Below are 15166 nucleotides of genomic sequence, written 5' to 3' on the forward strand. Positions count from 1 at the left end.
TTCCAGGGAGAGACCCATGATGAAGCGTCGTTTCGGAGGAGCAGTGGGGGCACTTCTCACGTTGGCGGTGCTCGGGTGCGAGGGCATGCCGCAAGAGGCGGCGCCCCCCTTGGAAGCGTTGGGAGTGGCCGAGAGTCCTTTCACGCAGGTGACGAGCTTCGGCACCAACCCCGGCAACCTGAAGATGTGGAAGTACGTGCCCGCCAACATGCCGGCCAATGCCCCGCTGGTGGTGGCGCTGCACGGCTGTACCCAGCAGGCCAGCGCCTACCCCAACACCGGATGGAGCGCCCTGGCGGACCAGCTCAAGTTCTACGTGCTCTACCCGGAGCAGTTGAAGGAGAACAACACGAACATCTGCTTCAACTGGTTCGAGCCAGGTGACATCGCTCGAGACCAGGGCGAGGCGCTCTCCATCAAGCAGATGGTCGACAAGATGAAGGCCGACCACTCCATCGATGGCCGCCGCGTCTTCGTCACCGGCCTGTCCGCGGGAGCCGCGATGACGCTCGTCATGGCCGCTGCCTATCCGGACGTCTTCGCCGGTGCGGCCCCGATGGCCGGCGTCCCGTACAAGTGCGCGACCTCGATGAACGATGCGTTCACCTGCATGAGCCCGGGCGTGGACAAGACGGCCACGGCGTGGAGGGACCTGGTCCGCAACGCCTATCCCAGCTACACGGGCCCCTACCCGAAGATCTCCCTCTGGCACGGCACGAGTGACTACGTCGTGAAGAACACCAACCAGACGGAGGCCCTGGAGCAGTGGACGGCGGTGCACGGCATCGACCTGACGGCGGACGTCAATGACACGGTCGCCGGCTACCCCCACAAGGGCTACAAGGACGCTGCGGGCAACGTGCTGGTAGAGACGTACGCCATCACCAGTATGGGGCACGGCACGCCCATCGACCCCGCCACCAAATTCCCCGGCGGCACCGTGGCGTGCGGCACGGCGGGCGCGTTCATCCTGGACACGGACATCTGCTCCACCTGGTACGTGGCGAAGTTCTTCGGGCTCGACAACTCCGACGCCGTCCCCCCCACGGTGAGCCTCTCCGCGCCGGCCAACGGCGCCACCCTGAGCGGCACGGTACTGGTGACGGCCAGCGCCACGGACAACGTTGGCATCGCCAAGGTCGAGTTCTCCATCGACAACACCCTGGTGGGCACCGACACGGCGTCGCCCTTCGAGTACAGCTGGAACACCGCTGCGGCCACCAATGGCGCGCACACGCTGGTGGCGCGGGCCTATGACACCGCGGGCAACACCTCCACCTCCAGCACCCTCTCCGTCACCGTGACCGGCGGCATCTCCGACACCACGGCGCCCACCGTCGCCATCACCTTCCCCACCGCCGGCTCCACCGTGGCCGGTGCCATCGACATCGCCGCCACCGCCTCGGACGACACCGGGGTGACGAAGGTGGAGTTCCTCATCGACGGCGCCGTGGTGGGCCAAGGCGTCGCGTCGCTGCAGGCCGGGCCGTACACGTACAACTGGAACACCACCTCGTACTCGACGGGCGTCCACAACCTCCAGGCAAGGGCCTACGACGCCGCGGGCAATACGGCGGCCTCGGCCACGGTGGCTGTGACGGTGGACCAGAACTCGGTGCGCTTCACCGAGCGCTTCTCCAACGCCGGCCCCGACAACGCGGACTGGAGCATCACCGAGTGGGCCCTGGACGCCAGCGACCAGACGGGCGTCACGGGAAGCCAGTCCATCCTGGGCTCCGCCACGCCGTCCTTCAACACCGTCACCCGCACCGCGAGCGTCAGCGTGACGCTCACCTCCAACCCGCGGCTCACCTATTGGCGCAAGCTGGACCTCTCCGGCGCCAACACCTCGGCTTCGGCCAGCTTCCGGGTCGTCGTCAACAACGGCACCGACAACGTCGTGGACTCCGTGACGAAGAGCGGCGTGGGCACTATCACCGAGGCCAACTGGACTCAGCGGGCCGACATCGACCTGTCCGCATATGCCAACCGGACCGTCATCCTGAAGTTCATCGTCACGGCGACGGACACGGGCTCAACCCTCACCCGCGCCAAGGCGTGGGTGGACAGCATCTCCGTGGGCCCGCCAAGCGCCTCCGCCGACACCACGCCCCCCACCGTCAACGTCACCGCCCCGGCCAACGCGGCCACCGTCAGCGGCACCGTCGACGTGACGGCGAGCGCCTCGGATACCGTCGGCGTGAACAAGGTCGAGTTCTACATCGACGGCTCGCTGGCCGACACCGACACGGTGGCGCCGTATGTGTTCACCTGGAACACGGCGGGCGTGGCCAACGGCAGCCACTCGCTCATGGCCAAGGCGTATGACGCCGCCAACAACGTGAGCACGGACAACGACACCTCCGTCACCGTGAGCAACACCAGCGGCGGGACGACCACCGTCACCTTCAGCAGCATCGCGGCGGATGACGGATACGTGAAGGCGAACGCGGATGGGACCTCCCCGGCGGTGGGCACCATCACCACCCCGGCCGTTGGCAAGGGCACGGATGGCAAGCTCAACCGGTCCATCTTCTCGTTCGACACCTCGTCGCTCCCGGACACCGCCACCATCATGCGCGCCTCGCTCAAGGTGACGCTGTCCTCCTCGAGCGGTGACCCGTGGGCCGACCCCGCCGCCGGCAACACCCTCACCATCGACCTGAAGAACGGGACGTTCGGCGCCGCCACCATGGAGACCACCGACTACGCCGCGGCCGCCACCGCCGCCGGAGTCGCGGAGCTCATCAAGTTCACCACCGGCGCCCAGAGCTCGGCCGACTTCAACGCCTCGGGGCTCGCCGCCATCAACAAGACGGGCAAGACGCAGGCCCGGCTTCAGTTCAAGCAGAACCCGTCCGGCACCGCCTACGTCTTCCTCACCGAGGGCACCGGCGCCGTCCTGACGGTGGAGTACAAGTAGCCCCGCCGCAACCTCGTCTCCAGGACGGGCCCTTGAGTCAGCTCCCGGGCCCGTCCGCCTGCTCTCCAGGCGACAACACGAGCCCCCGTGTCCATGCACGAGGGGATGCACAAGTGAGGCCGCCTGCTCATTTGAAGCACCCTACCCTCTGGAGCATGAGCCGCCTCGCCCCCCTTGGCACCGCACTCGGCGGTCCCAAGCTTGTCGATGACGCGCCGACCCCACCACCGTCGGTGGTGCGACCAGAGGGGGAGGGCATTGATGGCGGAGGGCTACGAACAGGCTGGACCCTCTCTGGAAGGGGCGCATCCCGGCAGGCGACTGGGCAACCGCTTCGAGTTGACCCAGCGCATCAAGCAGGGCCGTGGCATCACCACGTGGCTCGGGGTCGACCTGCACACTGGGGCCCGGCTTGTCATCAAGACGACATCCGCCGTCTCCCTCGTCGCCACCGCCCGCCAGCGCCTGGAGCATGAGGCGGGTGTGCTGCGCTCTCTGCACAGCCCCTACCTCGTGCCCGTCCTGCACTTTGGCACCAGCGGAGAGCTGCTCTACCTGGTGACGCCCTTCGTGCCCGGCATATCGCTCCAGGAGCGGCTCGCCAGCGGCACCCTGTCCGTGCCCGAGTCCCTCATCGTGGGCCAGTGTGTGCTGGCCGCCCTCGCCGAGGCGCACACTCATGGAATCCTCCACCGGGATGTGAAGCCCTCCAACATCATCGTCGAGGGCCGCCCCACCCTCTCCCGCGCCACCCTGGTGGACTTCGGTCTGGCGCGCAGTGAACGGTTGGACCCGTCCCTGAGAGATCTGCCCGTGGGCACCGCGCGCTACCTCTCGCCCGAGCAGGCCGGGCTCCTCAACCGTCCGGTGGAGGCCACCTCGGACCTCTATGCGGTGGGCACCGTGCTCTTCGAGGCGCTCGCGGGCCACCCGGCTTTCGACGGGGCCTCTGTAGGCGAGGTATTGCGCCAGCACCTCACCACGCGACCCCGGCTGCGCACCACCGGCGTGGAGGTACCCCGCGCGCTGGAGGAGGTCGTCTCCCGCCTGTTGCAGACGGATCCGATGGACCGCTACCAGTCCGCCGAGTCCGCGCGCGAGGATCTGCGTGCCATTGAGGCGGCGCTGGCTCGCGGCGAGCAGGATCCGGAGTTGGTGGCGGGCGCTCATGACATGCGCCACAGCCTCACCGAGCCCTCCTTCGTGGGTCGGCACGAGGAGCTGGCGCTGCTGGAGCGCGAGCTGGAGCGCTCCCGTACCGAACCGGGGCGGCTGTTGGTGGTGGAGGCGGAGAGCGGCGGAGGCAAGAGCCGACTGCTGGAGGAGTTCGCCACACGAGCCCGCCAGCACCGCGCCTGGCTGTTGCAGGGTCAGGCCGTGGCCCAGTCCGCACAGCGCCCCTTCCAGCTCTTCGCGGACGTGGCCTCGGGCATCGCGTCGGCGGCCTTGGAGCGGCCCGCGCTGGCGGAGCTGCTGCGCGAGCGGCTGAAGGAGCAGGCCGCCTCGGTGTGCACGGTGCTCCCTCAACTACAGCCGGTGCTGCGTCCCGCGCAGCAGGGTCTGGGCCCCGAGTCGCTGGGCGAGAGCCGCGGCATCTGGGCCCTCACCACGTTACTGGGCGCGCTGGGCACTGAGACGGAACCGGCCGTGGTGCTGCTCGAGGACTCCCAATGGGCCGATGAGCCGACGCTCCGCTCGCTGGAGAGCTGGCAGCAGGCGCGCCGTACCGTGGGGGGACATGTGCTGATCATCGTGTCCTTCCGCAGTGAGGAGGTGGGACCCGGGCACGTGCTGCGCCGGCTCAATCCGGCGGCCCACCTGCGGCTGACGGCCTTCGGGCCCGCGGACGTAGCGCGAATGCTGGAATCCATGGCCGGCACGCTGCCGCGCGAGGCCACGGACCTGGTGGTGCGTCTGTCCGAGGGCAATCCCTTCATGGCCTCGGCGGTGCTGCACGGACTGGTGGAGGACGGCGCGCTGGTGCCGGGCCCTCGGGGTTGGCAGGTGGAGCCCGAGGCCATGGCGCACGTGCGCTCCTCGCGCCAGGCGGCCTCCTTCCTGGTGCGCCGGCTGAAGCTGCTGCCGCCGGAGGCCCTGCGCCTGCTGTCGGTGGGCGCGGTGCTGGGCAAGAGCTTCGACCTGGAGCGGGTGGCGAGCCTGTCTGGCACGCCGCGCGAGCGGGTGGTGGCCGCGCTGATGGAGCCGCGGCGCCGACACATGCTGTGGGAGGGCAGTGGCGGACGCTACACCTTCGTCCACGACAAGCTACGCGAGGCGCTGCTGAGCCTGCTCAAGCCCGAAGAGCGCCGCGAGCTGCACCGGCTGGCGGCGCGCGCCATCGCGGCCAATCCGCCTGCGGACCCCTTCGAGCTGGCCTACCACTTCGACGCCGCGGGCGAGTACGCCCAGGCGCTGCCGTACGCGCTGGTAGCCGCCGAGCGGGCCCGGCAGCAGTTCGCCCTGGAGACGGCGGAGCACAACTACCGCATCGCCGAGCGCGGCGCGTCCGGGGCCGACCCGGGCATCCGCTTCCGCATCAGCGCCGGTTTCGGGGACGTGCTCATGCTGCGCGGCCGCTACGACGCCGCCCAGCACCAGCTCTCGCTCGCCCAGTCCCTGGCGTATGACCGCCTGGAGCAGGCTCGCACGCTGGCCAAGCTGGGCGAGCTGGCCTTCCGGCGCGGCAACGTGGACGAGGGTAACGCGGCCATGGAGCAGGCGCTGCGGCTGCTCGGCCGTTTCGTCCCCCGCTCGTCCGCCGCCCTGACCCTCGCGGCCCTCTGGGAGGTGGGCGTCCAGGCAGGCCATACCCTCCTGCCGAAACTGTGGCTGGCGCGCCGGCCCCTCGACAAGAGCGAGGAGGATCTGCTGGCCGTCCATATCTACAGCCGGCTGGCCTACAACTACTGGTACCTGCGCGGCCGCATGGCGGTCATCTGGGCGCACCTGAGGGACCTCAACATCGCCGAGCGCTACCCACCCACCCCCGAGCTGGCCCAGGCCTACTCGGAGCACTCCCCGGCGATGACCACCCTGCCCTGGTTCCGCAGGGCCAACGCCTACGCGGAGAAGTCCCTGGCCATGCGCCGGGAGATGGGCGACGTGTGGGGGCAGGGACAGACGTTGCACTTCTACGCCCTGGCCCTCTACGCGGAGAGCCGTTTCGAGGAGAGCATCGAGAAGTTCCGCGAGGCGGTGCGCCTGCTGGAGCGCACGGGCGACCGCTGGGAGGTCAACAACGCCACCTTCAACATCACCATGTGCCTCTATCGGCAGGGGAAGTTGAAGGAGGCGCTCGAGGCCAGCCAGCGGCTGCACGGGGACGCGCTCGCCATCGGGGACCGGTACGCGGTGCGCCTGGCGCTCGAGGCCTGGGGCAAGGCTTCGGGAGGCCGCATCCCGCGCGACCTGCTGGAAGCGGAGATCTCCGACCCGGAGGCGGACCCGCAGTCGCACGCGGGCGTGCTCCAGGCCGAGGCCATCCGCCAGTTGCGCGAGGGAGACACCGCGGGCGCGGTGGCCACGCTGGAGGAGGCGGAGCGCATCGCCGAGGCGGCCCACCTGCATTCGGAGTACGTGGCGCCCATCCCGGGGTGGCTCACCACCGCCCTGCGCCAGCGCGCCGAGCAGGTGTCTCCGCTGGCCCCGCACGAGCACCGGGCCCTGCTCAAGCGCGCCGAGCACGTGGCGCGGCGGGCCCACCACGTGGCGAGCTCCTATCGCAACAACCTCCCCCACGCCCTGCGCGAACGGGCGCTGCTGGCGGCCATGTCCGGCCGCCCTCGCCGTGCGCGCCGCTGGTTGGAGCAGAGCCTGAGCGTGGCCGGGGAGCTGGGCATGCGCCATGAGCGCGCCCAGTCGTTGCTGGCGCGCGGGCAGGTGGGGCGGGCGCTCGGCTGGCCGGGAGCCACCGCGGACATCGAGGCGGCCACCCGCGAGCTGCAGGAGCTGGAGCAGGGCCTGGGCCAGGAGGGCCCGGGAGGCTCCGAGCGCTCGGACACCCTCTCCCTGGCGGACCGCTTTCCCCGGGTGCTGGAGGCGGGCCGGCGCATCGCCTCCGCCCTCACCCGCGAGGCCGTCTTCGAGGCCGCGCGCCAGTCCATGATGGAGCTGCTGCGCCCGGAGCATTGCGTGGTGTTCGACCCGGAGGCCCTGCTGCCCGAGGACGAGCTGGCAGCGGCGGGGGTGGGCCGCACCGCCATTGGCCGGACGCTGGAGACGGGGCGCCCGGCGGTGATGGGCCAGGGCATGCCCGGCGGGGTGAGCGAGAGCATGGAGCTGCTAGGCGTGCGCTCGCTCCTCTGCGCCCCCATCCAGGTGCGCGGCAAGACGGTGGCTTGCGTGTGCGTCAGCCACCGGCAGGTGGGCGAGCTCTTCGGCGAGGACGAGGAGCGCCTGGCCTCCTTCGTCTGCATCCTGGCTGGCGCGGCGCTGGAGAACGCCGAGGGCTTCGAGCGCATGGCCGCCCTCTCCGAGGAGCGGGGCCGGCTCTACCGCGAGGAGCAGGAGGCGGTGCGGCGCCGCGACGACTTCCTCTCCATCGCCGCGCACGAGCTGAAGACGCCCCTCACGTCGCTGCAGCTCCACATCCAGGGCCTCATGTCGCAGGTGCGCCAGGGCCTGGAGCGACTGCCCCCGGAGCGGCTTGGCGCCAAGCTGGAGTCGGCCAACCTCCAGACGCAGCGCTTGGGCAAGCTGGTGAACGAGTTGCTGGACATCTCGCGCATCGCCCAGGGGCAGTTGCTGGGCAAGCTCGAGGACGTGGACCTGGTGCAGGTGGTGCGCGGGGTGGTGGACCGTTCACGCGAGTCGCTCGCGCGCGCCGAGTGCGAGCTGCGGATGAACCTGCCGCCGACGATGGTGGGCCATTGGGACGCCATGCGGCTGGAGCAGGTAGTGGTCAACCTGCTCACCAATGCAACGAAGTATGGCGCGGGCCGGCCGATTGAAGTCACTCTCGAGGGTGACGCCACCCTGGCGCGGCTGCGGGTGCGCGACGAGGGCATCGGCATCGCCGAAGAGGACGCGGCCCGCATCTTCGAGCGCTTCGAGCGCGCCGTATCCGTGCGCCACTACGGCGGCTTCGGCATCGGGCTGTGGATCGTCCGGGAGATTGTCCAGGCGCTCGGGGGTACCATCGAGGTGGAGAGCGCCCTGGGCAAGGGCGCCATCTTTACCGTCACCCTGCCTCGCCGCGGCCCCGAGGAGCCGCGGGAGGTGCATGAGACGCACTAGCGCGCCGAAGTGGACGCGCGGCTAGCGCCGGGTGAGCGACAGGTAGATGACGTTGTCCACGCTGTCGCGGAACAGCTTCACCTCGGCGAGCTCCGAGGGATCGATCTCCGCGGTCAGAGCCCTCATCTGGTTCTCGTCGCGGTAGACGAGCCACCAGTCCATGAAGGCCTCCATGTACCCGGACTCAGGGGGGTAGACGGCGAAGTTGGCCACCAGCAGCTTCCCGCCCGAGCCCAGCATGTTGAAGAGCAGCCGGGTGAGCCGCGCGGCCGTGCCCTCAGCGAGGTAGTCGTACAGGCCCGCCGAGTAGACGAAGTCCATGTCCCGGAAGGAGGTCTTCCCCAGGAGCATGGAGCGCACGGAGCCACACACCGTCCGCACCGGGCCGGTAGGGAACACCCGGGCAATCTCCGCCAGACAGAGGGGATCCTGATCGAAGGCGATCAGCTCTCCTAGCCGGTTGTCCCGCACGGCGGACGATAGCTCCGCCTCGCGCAGGTACCCGCATGCCACGGAGAGGATTCGCGGCAGATGCACGCGCTCGGCGGTGGCGTCGATCTCCCGCGCCAACAGCTCGCGCCGCTCCCGCACACTGCGGGCGCTCGGCTGGTCGTGCATGTAGCGGTAGATTTCCCGGGCTTCGTGCTCCAGGCCATCCACGTGCGCGTGGTCGTTATAGAGGTAGTCGATGAGCTCGGCATCCCCCGCATAACCACGAGGACGCTCGAACGCGTGCCGGGTGAAGGGACACTGGTGAATCACCTCACGCAGAGGGTGGGTACGCACGGCTTCCAGGCAGAAGCGACGCCACTCCTCTCGGTCCCATTTGCGGCGTAAGGTCCGCAGTCCCCGGTGCAGAGAATCCATACCAGACTGGATATCTCCACCCTGGGTGAGTTGCGCGTGTATGTCATCCAGCCACGAGGTGGCCCGGACGAAGGCATCGCTCCAATCGACCCACTCCATCACAGGCGAGGCCAATTTGTTCCGCGGGGTTGGGGCATGACCAGGAGAAGCAGCATCGCTCGAAGAGGAGGGAGGTCCTTCCATCGCCACCAAAACGAAGAGACCTTCCACTCCCTTCCCTTGGCGAAAGCCGCCGGCCCGGCGCTGGTCTGGGGGGCAGGAGGGCGGGTGATCCAAAATGATAGGGGAGACGTAACTTCAAGAAGCGTGCGTGCGACAATTACCCCGGACGCTCCACATCTACGGGGTTCATCATGGCCGTGCACACCATCCGGCCGGGCGACACGCTCAGCGCGCTGGCCCGGAAGTACAACACCTCGATCGATGCACTGGCGAAGGCCAACAACCTCCGGGACCCCAACCGCATCTTCGCAGGTCAGACCCTGGTCGTCCCCGACGGCTTCGATGGACCGCGTCGGCCGGCAGCCGGCAACCCCTCCACCTCCTCGGACAGCTTCAATGGGAACGGGGGACGCTACACGGTGCGGCCCGGTGACACGCTCAGCGGCATCGCCTCCCGCTACGGCACCAGCGTAGGCGCCATCGCCCAGGCCAACGGCATCTCCAACCCCAACTTCATCCAGGTGGGCCAGCAGCTCGCCTCCGGCGCCGCCTACGAGGGCCGCGCGGACCTGGTCAACACGCAGCCGGGTGATGGCGTGCGCTTCAAGGGCCGTGGCCCCATCCAGCTGAGCGGCCGCGCCAACTACCGCGCTGCGGGCCGCGCCCTGGGCATCGACCTGGAGAACAATCCGACGCGTGCCGCGGACCCCGACGTGGGCTTCCGCACCGCCGCCTGGTACTGGAACAACCGCCACCTCAACAGCTACGCGGACGCGGGCAACTTCGACGCCATCACCTACCGGGTGAACGGCGGCTACAACGGCAAGGCCAGCCGCGATGCCTACTACGCCCGCGCCCTCCAGGTGCTCGGCGGGTAGCGGAGCCACGGCTGACCTACACGGCGAAGTAGTCCCGGGTGATGCGCAGGCGCACGTGCGCGTCCTCGGGATTGAGCTCGATGGCGCGGGCGCGCGTGGACAGGATGCCCAGGCGCTGCAGCAGGTGCTCGATGTCGTCGGCGAGCGCGAGCACCGGGCGCACCGTGCAGCCGGTGGCGAAGGCCATGTCGTCGAGCAGGCTCAGGTTGCCCGGCTCGCTGGTGGCCACGTAGACGGTGCCCCGCCCCTCGTCACGCCACTCCACCCGCAACGGACACATCCGCAGGCGCTCGAGCACCCGCGGCGGCACGCAGCGCACCATGCCTTCCGGTACACGCTCCAGGCCCTCGCGGCGGATGAAGGGCACCTGGAGCTGCCGAGCCAACGAGATGAGCAGCTGCTCCGGCCCGAGCAGTCCCATCCGCACTGCGGCCTCCCCCAACCTGCACCGCCACCGCGCCTGAAAGGCGAGCGCCGTCTCCACCTGCGCCGACGCCAACAGCCCGCTCGCCACCCACAGCTCGCCCAGCCGCATCCGCCGCACGCCCACGACCACCCCCCACGCCACACGCCCCAACAACTACACGCGCTCGGGCGCCCCCCGACCCCCCCACCACCCAACCCGCCCGAGCGCTCCCAGCCCCAATCCCACCAACCCACCCCCGACACCCAACCCGGGCCCTTTCCATTGCGCATCGCATGCCAACCCCCACCTCATGGAATCCAAGGGGTTGGCCAACCCGTCCCGCGGTGCCATGCCGGAATGCGGCAAGAAATTCAGGGGTGGGACAGCGGGAAATCGGGATGACGGCTCCTCGTAGGGTGTTCGTCACCATGCAAAGGTGCACCCGCCCCGAGCGCCTCCCTCGCTCCGGGCGATTCCTCTTCAACGCGGAGAATCCATGCAGCTCAGGTCCACCCTCTTCCGAGTGCTGGCGGCGGCCACGCTCGTGCCCACCCTCGCGCTCGCGGCGCCCAAGACGGCACCAGCCCAGGCCGGCGCCAGGCCCTCGAAGCAGTACACCGTCGAGCAGTTCATGGCGACGACGAGGCTCGCGGGCGCCTCCTTCTCCCCGGACGAGAAGCGCATCCTCTTCTCCTCCAACGAGAGCGGCATCTTCAACGCCTATACCCTGCCCCTCAGCGGTGGGAAGGCGAAGGCCCTCACCCAGTCCAAGACGGACTCCACCTTCTCCGTCGGCTTCTTCCCCAAGGACGAGCGCATCCTCTTCACGCGCGACCAGGGAGGAAACGAGCACACCCACCTCTACGTGCGCACCCCGGACGGCAAGGAGCGCGACCTCACGCCCGGCGAGAAGCTCAAGGCCTTCTTCGCGGCCTGGAGCGAGGACGACTCGGCCTTCTACGTCCTCACCAACGAGCGCGATGCACGCTTCTTCGACCTCTACCGCTACGACGCGAAGACGTACGCGCGCACGCTCGTCTACCAGAACGACCAGGGCTTCAACTTCGCGGACGTCTCGCCCAACGGGAAGTGGCTGGCCTTCGACAAGCCGCGCACCAACTACGACACGGACATCCACCTCTACAACGTGGAGACGAAGGAGATGAAGCACATCACCCCGCACGAGGGTGACGTGGACTTCTCCGCGAGCACCTTCGACCCGGGCTCCACCGCCCTCTACTTCCTCACGGACCAGGGCTCCGAGTTCAAGCGCGTGGCCCGCTACGAGCTGGCCACCGGCAAGGTGGAGGACGTGGAGCGCGCCGACTGGGACGTGATGTACACCTACTTCTCGCGCAAGGGCGGCTACCGCGTCACCGCGCTCAACGAGGACGGCCGCACCGTCATCCGCGTGCATGACGTCAAGGCCGGCAAGCCCCTGGCGCTGCCGCAGCTCCCCGCGGGCGACATCACCTCGGTGCGCATCTCCGACAGCGACAAGCGGATGGCCTTCTACCACAACGGCGACCGCTCCCCGTCCAACCTCCACGTCTACGACTTCGGCACGAAGAAGGTCTCCCGCCTCACCGACACGATGAGCCGGGACATCGACGCGCAGGACCTCGCCGAGTCCGAGGTGGTGCGCTTCAAGTCCTTTGACGGGATGGAGATTCCCAACATCCTCTACAAGCCGCACCAGGCCACCGCCAGCGCCAAGGCTCCCGCCATCGTCTGGGTGCACGGCGGCCCCGGTGGGCAGACGCGCAAGGGCTACTCGCCGATGATCCAGTACCTCGTCAACCACGGCTACGTGGTGCTGGGCATCAACAACCGCGGCAGCTCCGGCTACGGCAAGAGCTTCTTCACCGCGGATGACCAGAAGCACGGCCGCGAGCCGCTGCTCGACTGCGTCGAGGCGAAGAAGTACCTGGCCAGCCTGCCCTACGTGGACGCCGAGCGCATTGGCATCGCCGGTGGCAGCTACGGCGGCTACATGACGCTGGCCGCGCTCGCCTTCCACCCGGACGCCTTCAAGGTGGGCATCGACGTCTTCGGCGTGTCCAACTGGCTGCGCACCCTCAAGAGCATCCCGCCCTGGTGGGAGAGCCAGCGCGAGGCCCTCTACAAGGAGATGGGTGACCCGACGAAGCAGGAGCAGATGCTGCGCGACATCTCGCCCCTCTTCCACGCGGAGAAGATCTCCAAGCCGCTGCTCGTCCTCCAGGGTGCCAATGACCCGCGCGTCATCCAACCCGAGTCGGATGAGATCGTCGAGGCGGTGAAGAAGAACGGCGTCCCCGTGGAGTACGTCATCTTCCCGGACGAGGGCCACGGCTTCACCAAGCGCAAGAACGAGGTGGAGGCCTACTCGCGGATGCGCGGCTTCCTGGACACGCACCTGAAGGCCGCGGGCCCCGCCCCGGTGAACTGACGTCTCCGAGTCCCCGCCGGTCCTCACGGGCCGGCGGGCCGGGCCGTCACCACGCCATGCCGAGGTTCAGCGTGCCGGAGTAGCGGCCCGCCCTCCCGATGGTGAGGGTCGGGGGGTCTCCCACGTTGCTCACGGGCGCTCCCGTGGCGTAGCGCTGATCAAAGAGGACGTTGTAGCTGAGGCGCGCGTCGGCGGTGAGGCTCCTGTAGGACGCGCGCACTCCCGCTCCGAGCGGAATGTTGCCCACGAAGTCATCACCAAGGCCCCGTACGGTGCCTCGGATGTTGTAGACGCTGATGCCCAGGCCGCCCATCACATAGGGCCGCACCACCGAGGGGAAGAGTCCCACGGTGGCCACCGCGTAGGCGCCATGGCGCACCAACTTCACGCCGTCCGCAGAGGCTTGCGGAGTCCGCGTATCGAGCCCGTTCACCGCACCCGAGTAGCCAGCCTCCAGGCCCACATCCAGCAGGCCCAGCAGCTTGGGGGGAACGACGCCCACCGCCACCCCGTACGTGACACCCGGGTCGATGCGCGGCGCCAGGTCCAGGGTATAGCCCTCCACACCGCCCCCCGCGCTCACGGACAGCTCGCGAAGGTTGGACCAGGGCGCCGCCAGCGCCGCGGTGCTCGCCACGCAGAGCGCGAGGAGCACCGCCCCTCCCCCTACCCACTTCATTCCGGCTCCCACCCGGGTGCTACTGGCCCAGGAGCTCGGCCTTCTTTCTCACCTCATCGGCCTCCAGGCCCGTGAGGACCTCGACCCTGTAGGCCTTCTCGGCGCCCGTGGCTGGCTCGAAGCTGACGCGCACCGGCGTGCCCTCGGAGAGGTCATCCCAGGTCACGATCTGCCCGTCGCGCTCCAGTTTCGTGTCCACGGTGAGGGCGAACCACACTTCCTGTGCCGCCGGCTCGCTCACGCTCTTCACGGCGATGCGGTGGGCGTCCTTGTCCACGTTCGTCACCACGCCCTCTTCCTTCTGCGAGAGGCCGGGCACCGCGGACTCGACGTCCTGCTTCGCCTCCTTCGTCCCCGCGCAGCCCGCGCCGCCCAGCACCGCCGCCAGCGCGACCGCACCCAGTACCATCACGCGCGTCCTCATCGGAACCTCCCTGGCTTGGCCCGGCCTGGCACGCGCCAGGCTCGGCGCCTTTGCGAAGCTAGGAACCCGGGAAGAGGGGCGCCAAGAAGCTCCACGCCCCAAATCCCCGCGGCCCGGCCACCCGGGAGCAGGACAGGCAGGCCGCCGGGCCCTGGAGGCGCCCCCCCTTGGCACCCTCAGGCCCTGAGCGGCTTCACGCTCTCAGGGCACTGCCAGTAGGTGTACTCGCACGTGGCCGCGGTGGGCTCACACGGCACCTGCATCACCGTGATGAGCTCGCACGGGTGCGACGGAACGCCGGGCTCCAGGCCCGGAGCCTCCTGCGTGGACAACGGGACCTCGGCGCCGTTGCCGCCGATGAACCGCTCCGTCGGCCGCGACGTCCCACCCCGCGACTCGTCCTCCCGCTTCTGCCCGGGAGGTGCCCACGAGGAGCACGTCACCGGAAGCAGGGCCGGAGCCGTCCCCAGCACCGCGCCCAGCACATACAGCTTCGTGTTCATGACTCCCCCTCTCCGGCCGAGACCACGGCCACGCCCCTCTGGCGTACCGGTTCCGGTCCAGCCCCCAAAGACGGATGGGGCCCGAAGAGCTGACAGGGGTTTTCGACCTGGGCCGCTCTGAGGCTAGAGTGCGGCCGCCCGCGCCGGCCCCCCGCCTGCGCGTCCGCGAGCACCGAGCAACACATGCCCTTTCAGATCACCGTCTACGAGGCAGACCGCATCATCGACGTCGTCTACCCACCGCAGCCCAGCGCGGAGGACGTGTCGGACTACCTCAAGCGCATCCGTGAGACGATCGTTCGCATTGGCGGCCCCTGGAGTGCGCTGGTGGACCAGGGGCAGCTGCGCGTGATGCCGCCGGAGATGGTGGCCACCATGGCCAGCCTCAACGCCTTCGCACAGCTCCACGGGATGAAGCGCTCCGCGCGCGTGGTGAGCGATGCCGCCTCTGGCCTTCAGGCCTGGCGCATGACGAAGAAGGCCATGCTCACCATCCCCACGCGCACCTTCGAGACCCGCGACGCCGCCCTCGCCTGGCTGCGCAACCCCGACGACGAGTAGCCCGCCCCGCCCCCCGGGCCGTTCGCTCCGTCACGCACCCATCAAACAGTTTACCTGATGGGGTTTATTTGGGGCATCATGGGGTCGCTGGACTTCC

10 protein-coding genes are annotated in these 15166 nt (G+C 69.2%); 5 read left to right on the forward strand and 5 right to left on the reverse strand.

The annotated features are described in order from the left end of the window. Positions 1–16: 16 nt before the first annotated feature. Together OV287_RS45640 and OV287_RS45645 are read left to right on the forward strand one after the other, a co-directional pair. Positions 17–2923, forward strand: a complete 2907-nt coding sequence (locus OV287_RS45640) for an extracellular catalytic domain type 1 short-chain-length polyhydroxyalkanoate depolymerase (RefSeq protein ID WP_267540345.1) — start codon at positions 17–19, stop codon at positions 2921–2923. Between the two features lie 261 nt (positions 2924–3184). Next, a complete protein-coding gene (locus OV287_RS45645; protein ID WP_267540346.1) occupies positions 3185–8158 on the forward strand; it encodes a protein kinase domain-containing protein in 4974 nt (1657 codons plus the stop codon). Positions 8159–8179: 21 nt separating this feature from the next. Here the strand turns inward: OV287_RS45645 and OV287_RS45650 are convergent, their stop codons facing one another. Continuing rightward, positions 8180–8944, reverse strand: a complete 765-nt coding sequence (locus OV287_RS45650) for a class I SAM-dependent methyltransferase (RefSeq protein WP_267540347.1) — start codon at positions 8942–8944, stop codon at positions 8180–8182. Positions 8945–9378: 434 nt separating this feature from the next. Between OV287_RS45650 and OV287_RS45655 the strand changes: the two genes are divergently transcribed. Then, positions 9379–10065: a LysM peptidoglycan-binding domain-containing protein gene (locus tag OV287_RS45655; RefSeq protein ID WP_267540348.1), complete on the forward strand. Its 687-nt coding sequence runs from the start codon at positions 9379–9381 to the stop codon at positions 10063–10065. Between the two features lie 16 nt (positions 10066–10081). Here the strand turns inward: OV287_RS45655 and OV287_RS45660 are convergent, their stop codons facing one another. Beyond that, a complete protein-coding gene (locus OV287_RS45660) occupies positions 10082–10633 on the reverse strand; it encodes a GspE/PulE/PilB domain-containing protein (RefSeq protein ID WP_267540349.1) in 552 nt (183 codons plus the stop codon). A 334-nt stretch (positions 10634–10967) separates the two neighbouring features. On the opposite strand from OV287_RS45660, the gene OV287_RS45665 reads away from it, so the two are divergent. Next, on the forward strand, positions 10968–12902 hold the full coding sequence (locus OV287_RS45665) for a S9 family peptidase (RefSeq protein WP_267540350.1): 1935 nt from the start codon (positions 10968–10970) through the stop codon (positions 12900–12902). A gap of 46 nt (positions 12903–12948) precedes the next feature. Here OV287_RS45665 and OV287_RS45670 read toward each other — a convergent pair whose 3' ends face one another. From OV287_RS45670 to OV287_RS45680, 3 genes are all read right to left on the reverse strand, one after another. Next, positions 12949–13581, reverse strand: a complete 633-nt coding sequence (locus OV287_RS45670) for a hypothetical protein (RefSeq protein ID WP_267540351.1) — start codon at positions 13579–13581, stop codon at positions 12949–12951. 19 nt (positions 13582–13600) lie between these two features. Further along, positions 13601–13993, reverse strand: coding sequence for a hypothetical protein (locus OV287_RS45675; RefSeq protein ID WP_267540352.1), 393 nt, complete (start codon positions 13991–13993; stop codon positions 13601–13603). Between the two features lie 188 nt (positions 13994–14181). Continuing rightward, positions 14182–14508 (reverse strand): hypothetical protein, encoded by a 327-nt coding sequence (locus OV287_RS45680; protein ID WP_267540353.1) that lies wholly within the window; start codon positions 14506–14508, stop codon positions 14182–14184. A 183-nt stretch (positions 14509–14691) separates the two neighbouring features. Between OV287_RS45680 and OV287_RS45685 the strand changes: the two genes are divergently transcribed. Further along, positions 14692–15069 carry a SpoIIAA family protein gene (locus OV287_RS45685; RefSeq protein WP_267540354.1) on the forward strand — a complete coding sequence of 126 codons (378 nt, stop codon included), beginning with the start codon at positions 14692–14694 and terminating at the stop codon, positions 15067–15069. The last annotated feature ends 97 nt before the right edge of the window (positions 15070–15166 follow it).

Source organism: Archangium lansingense, assembly GCF_026626635.1.
Lineage (GTDB): Bacteria > Myxococcota > Myxococcia > Myxococcales > Myxococcaceae > Archangium > Archangium lansingense.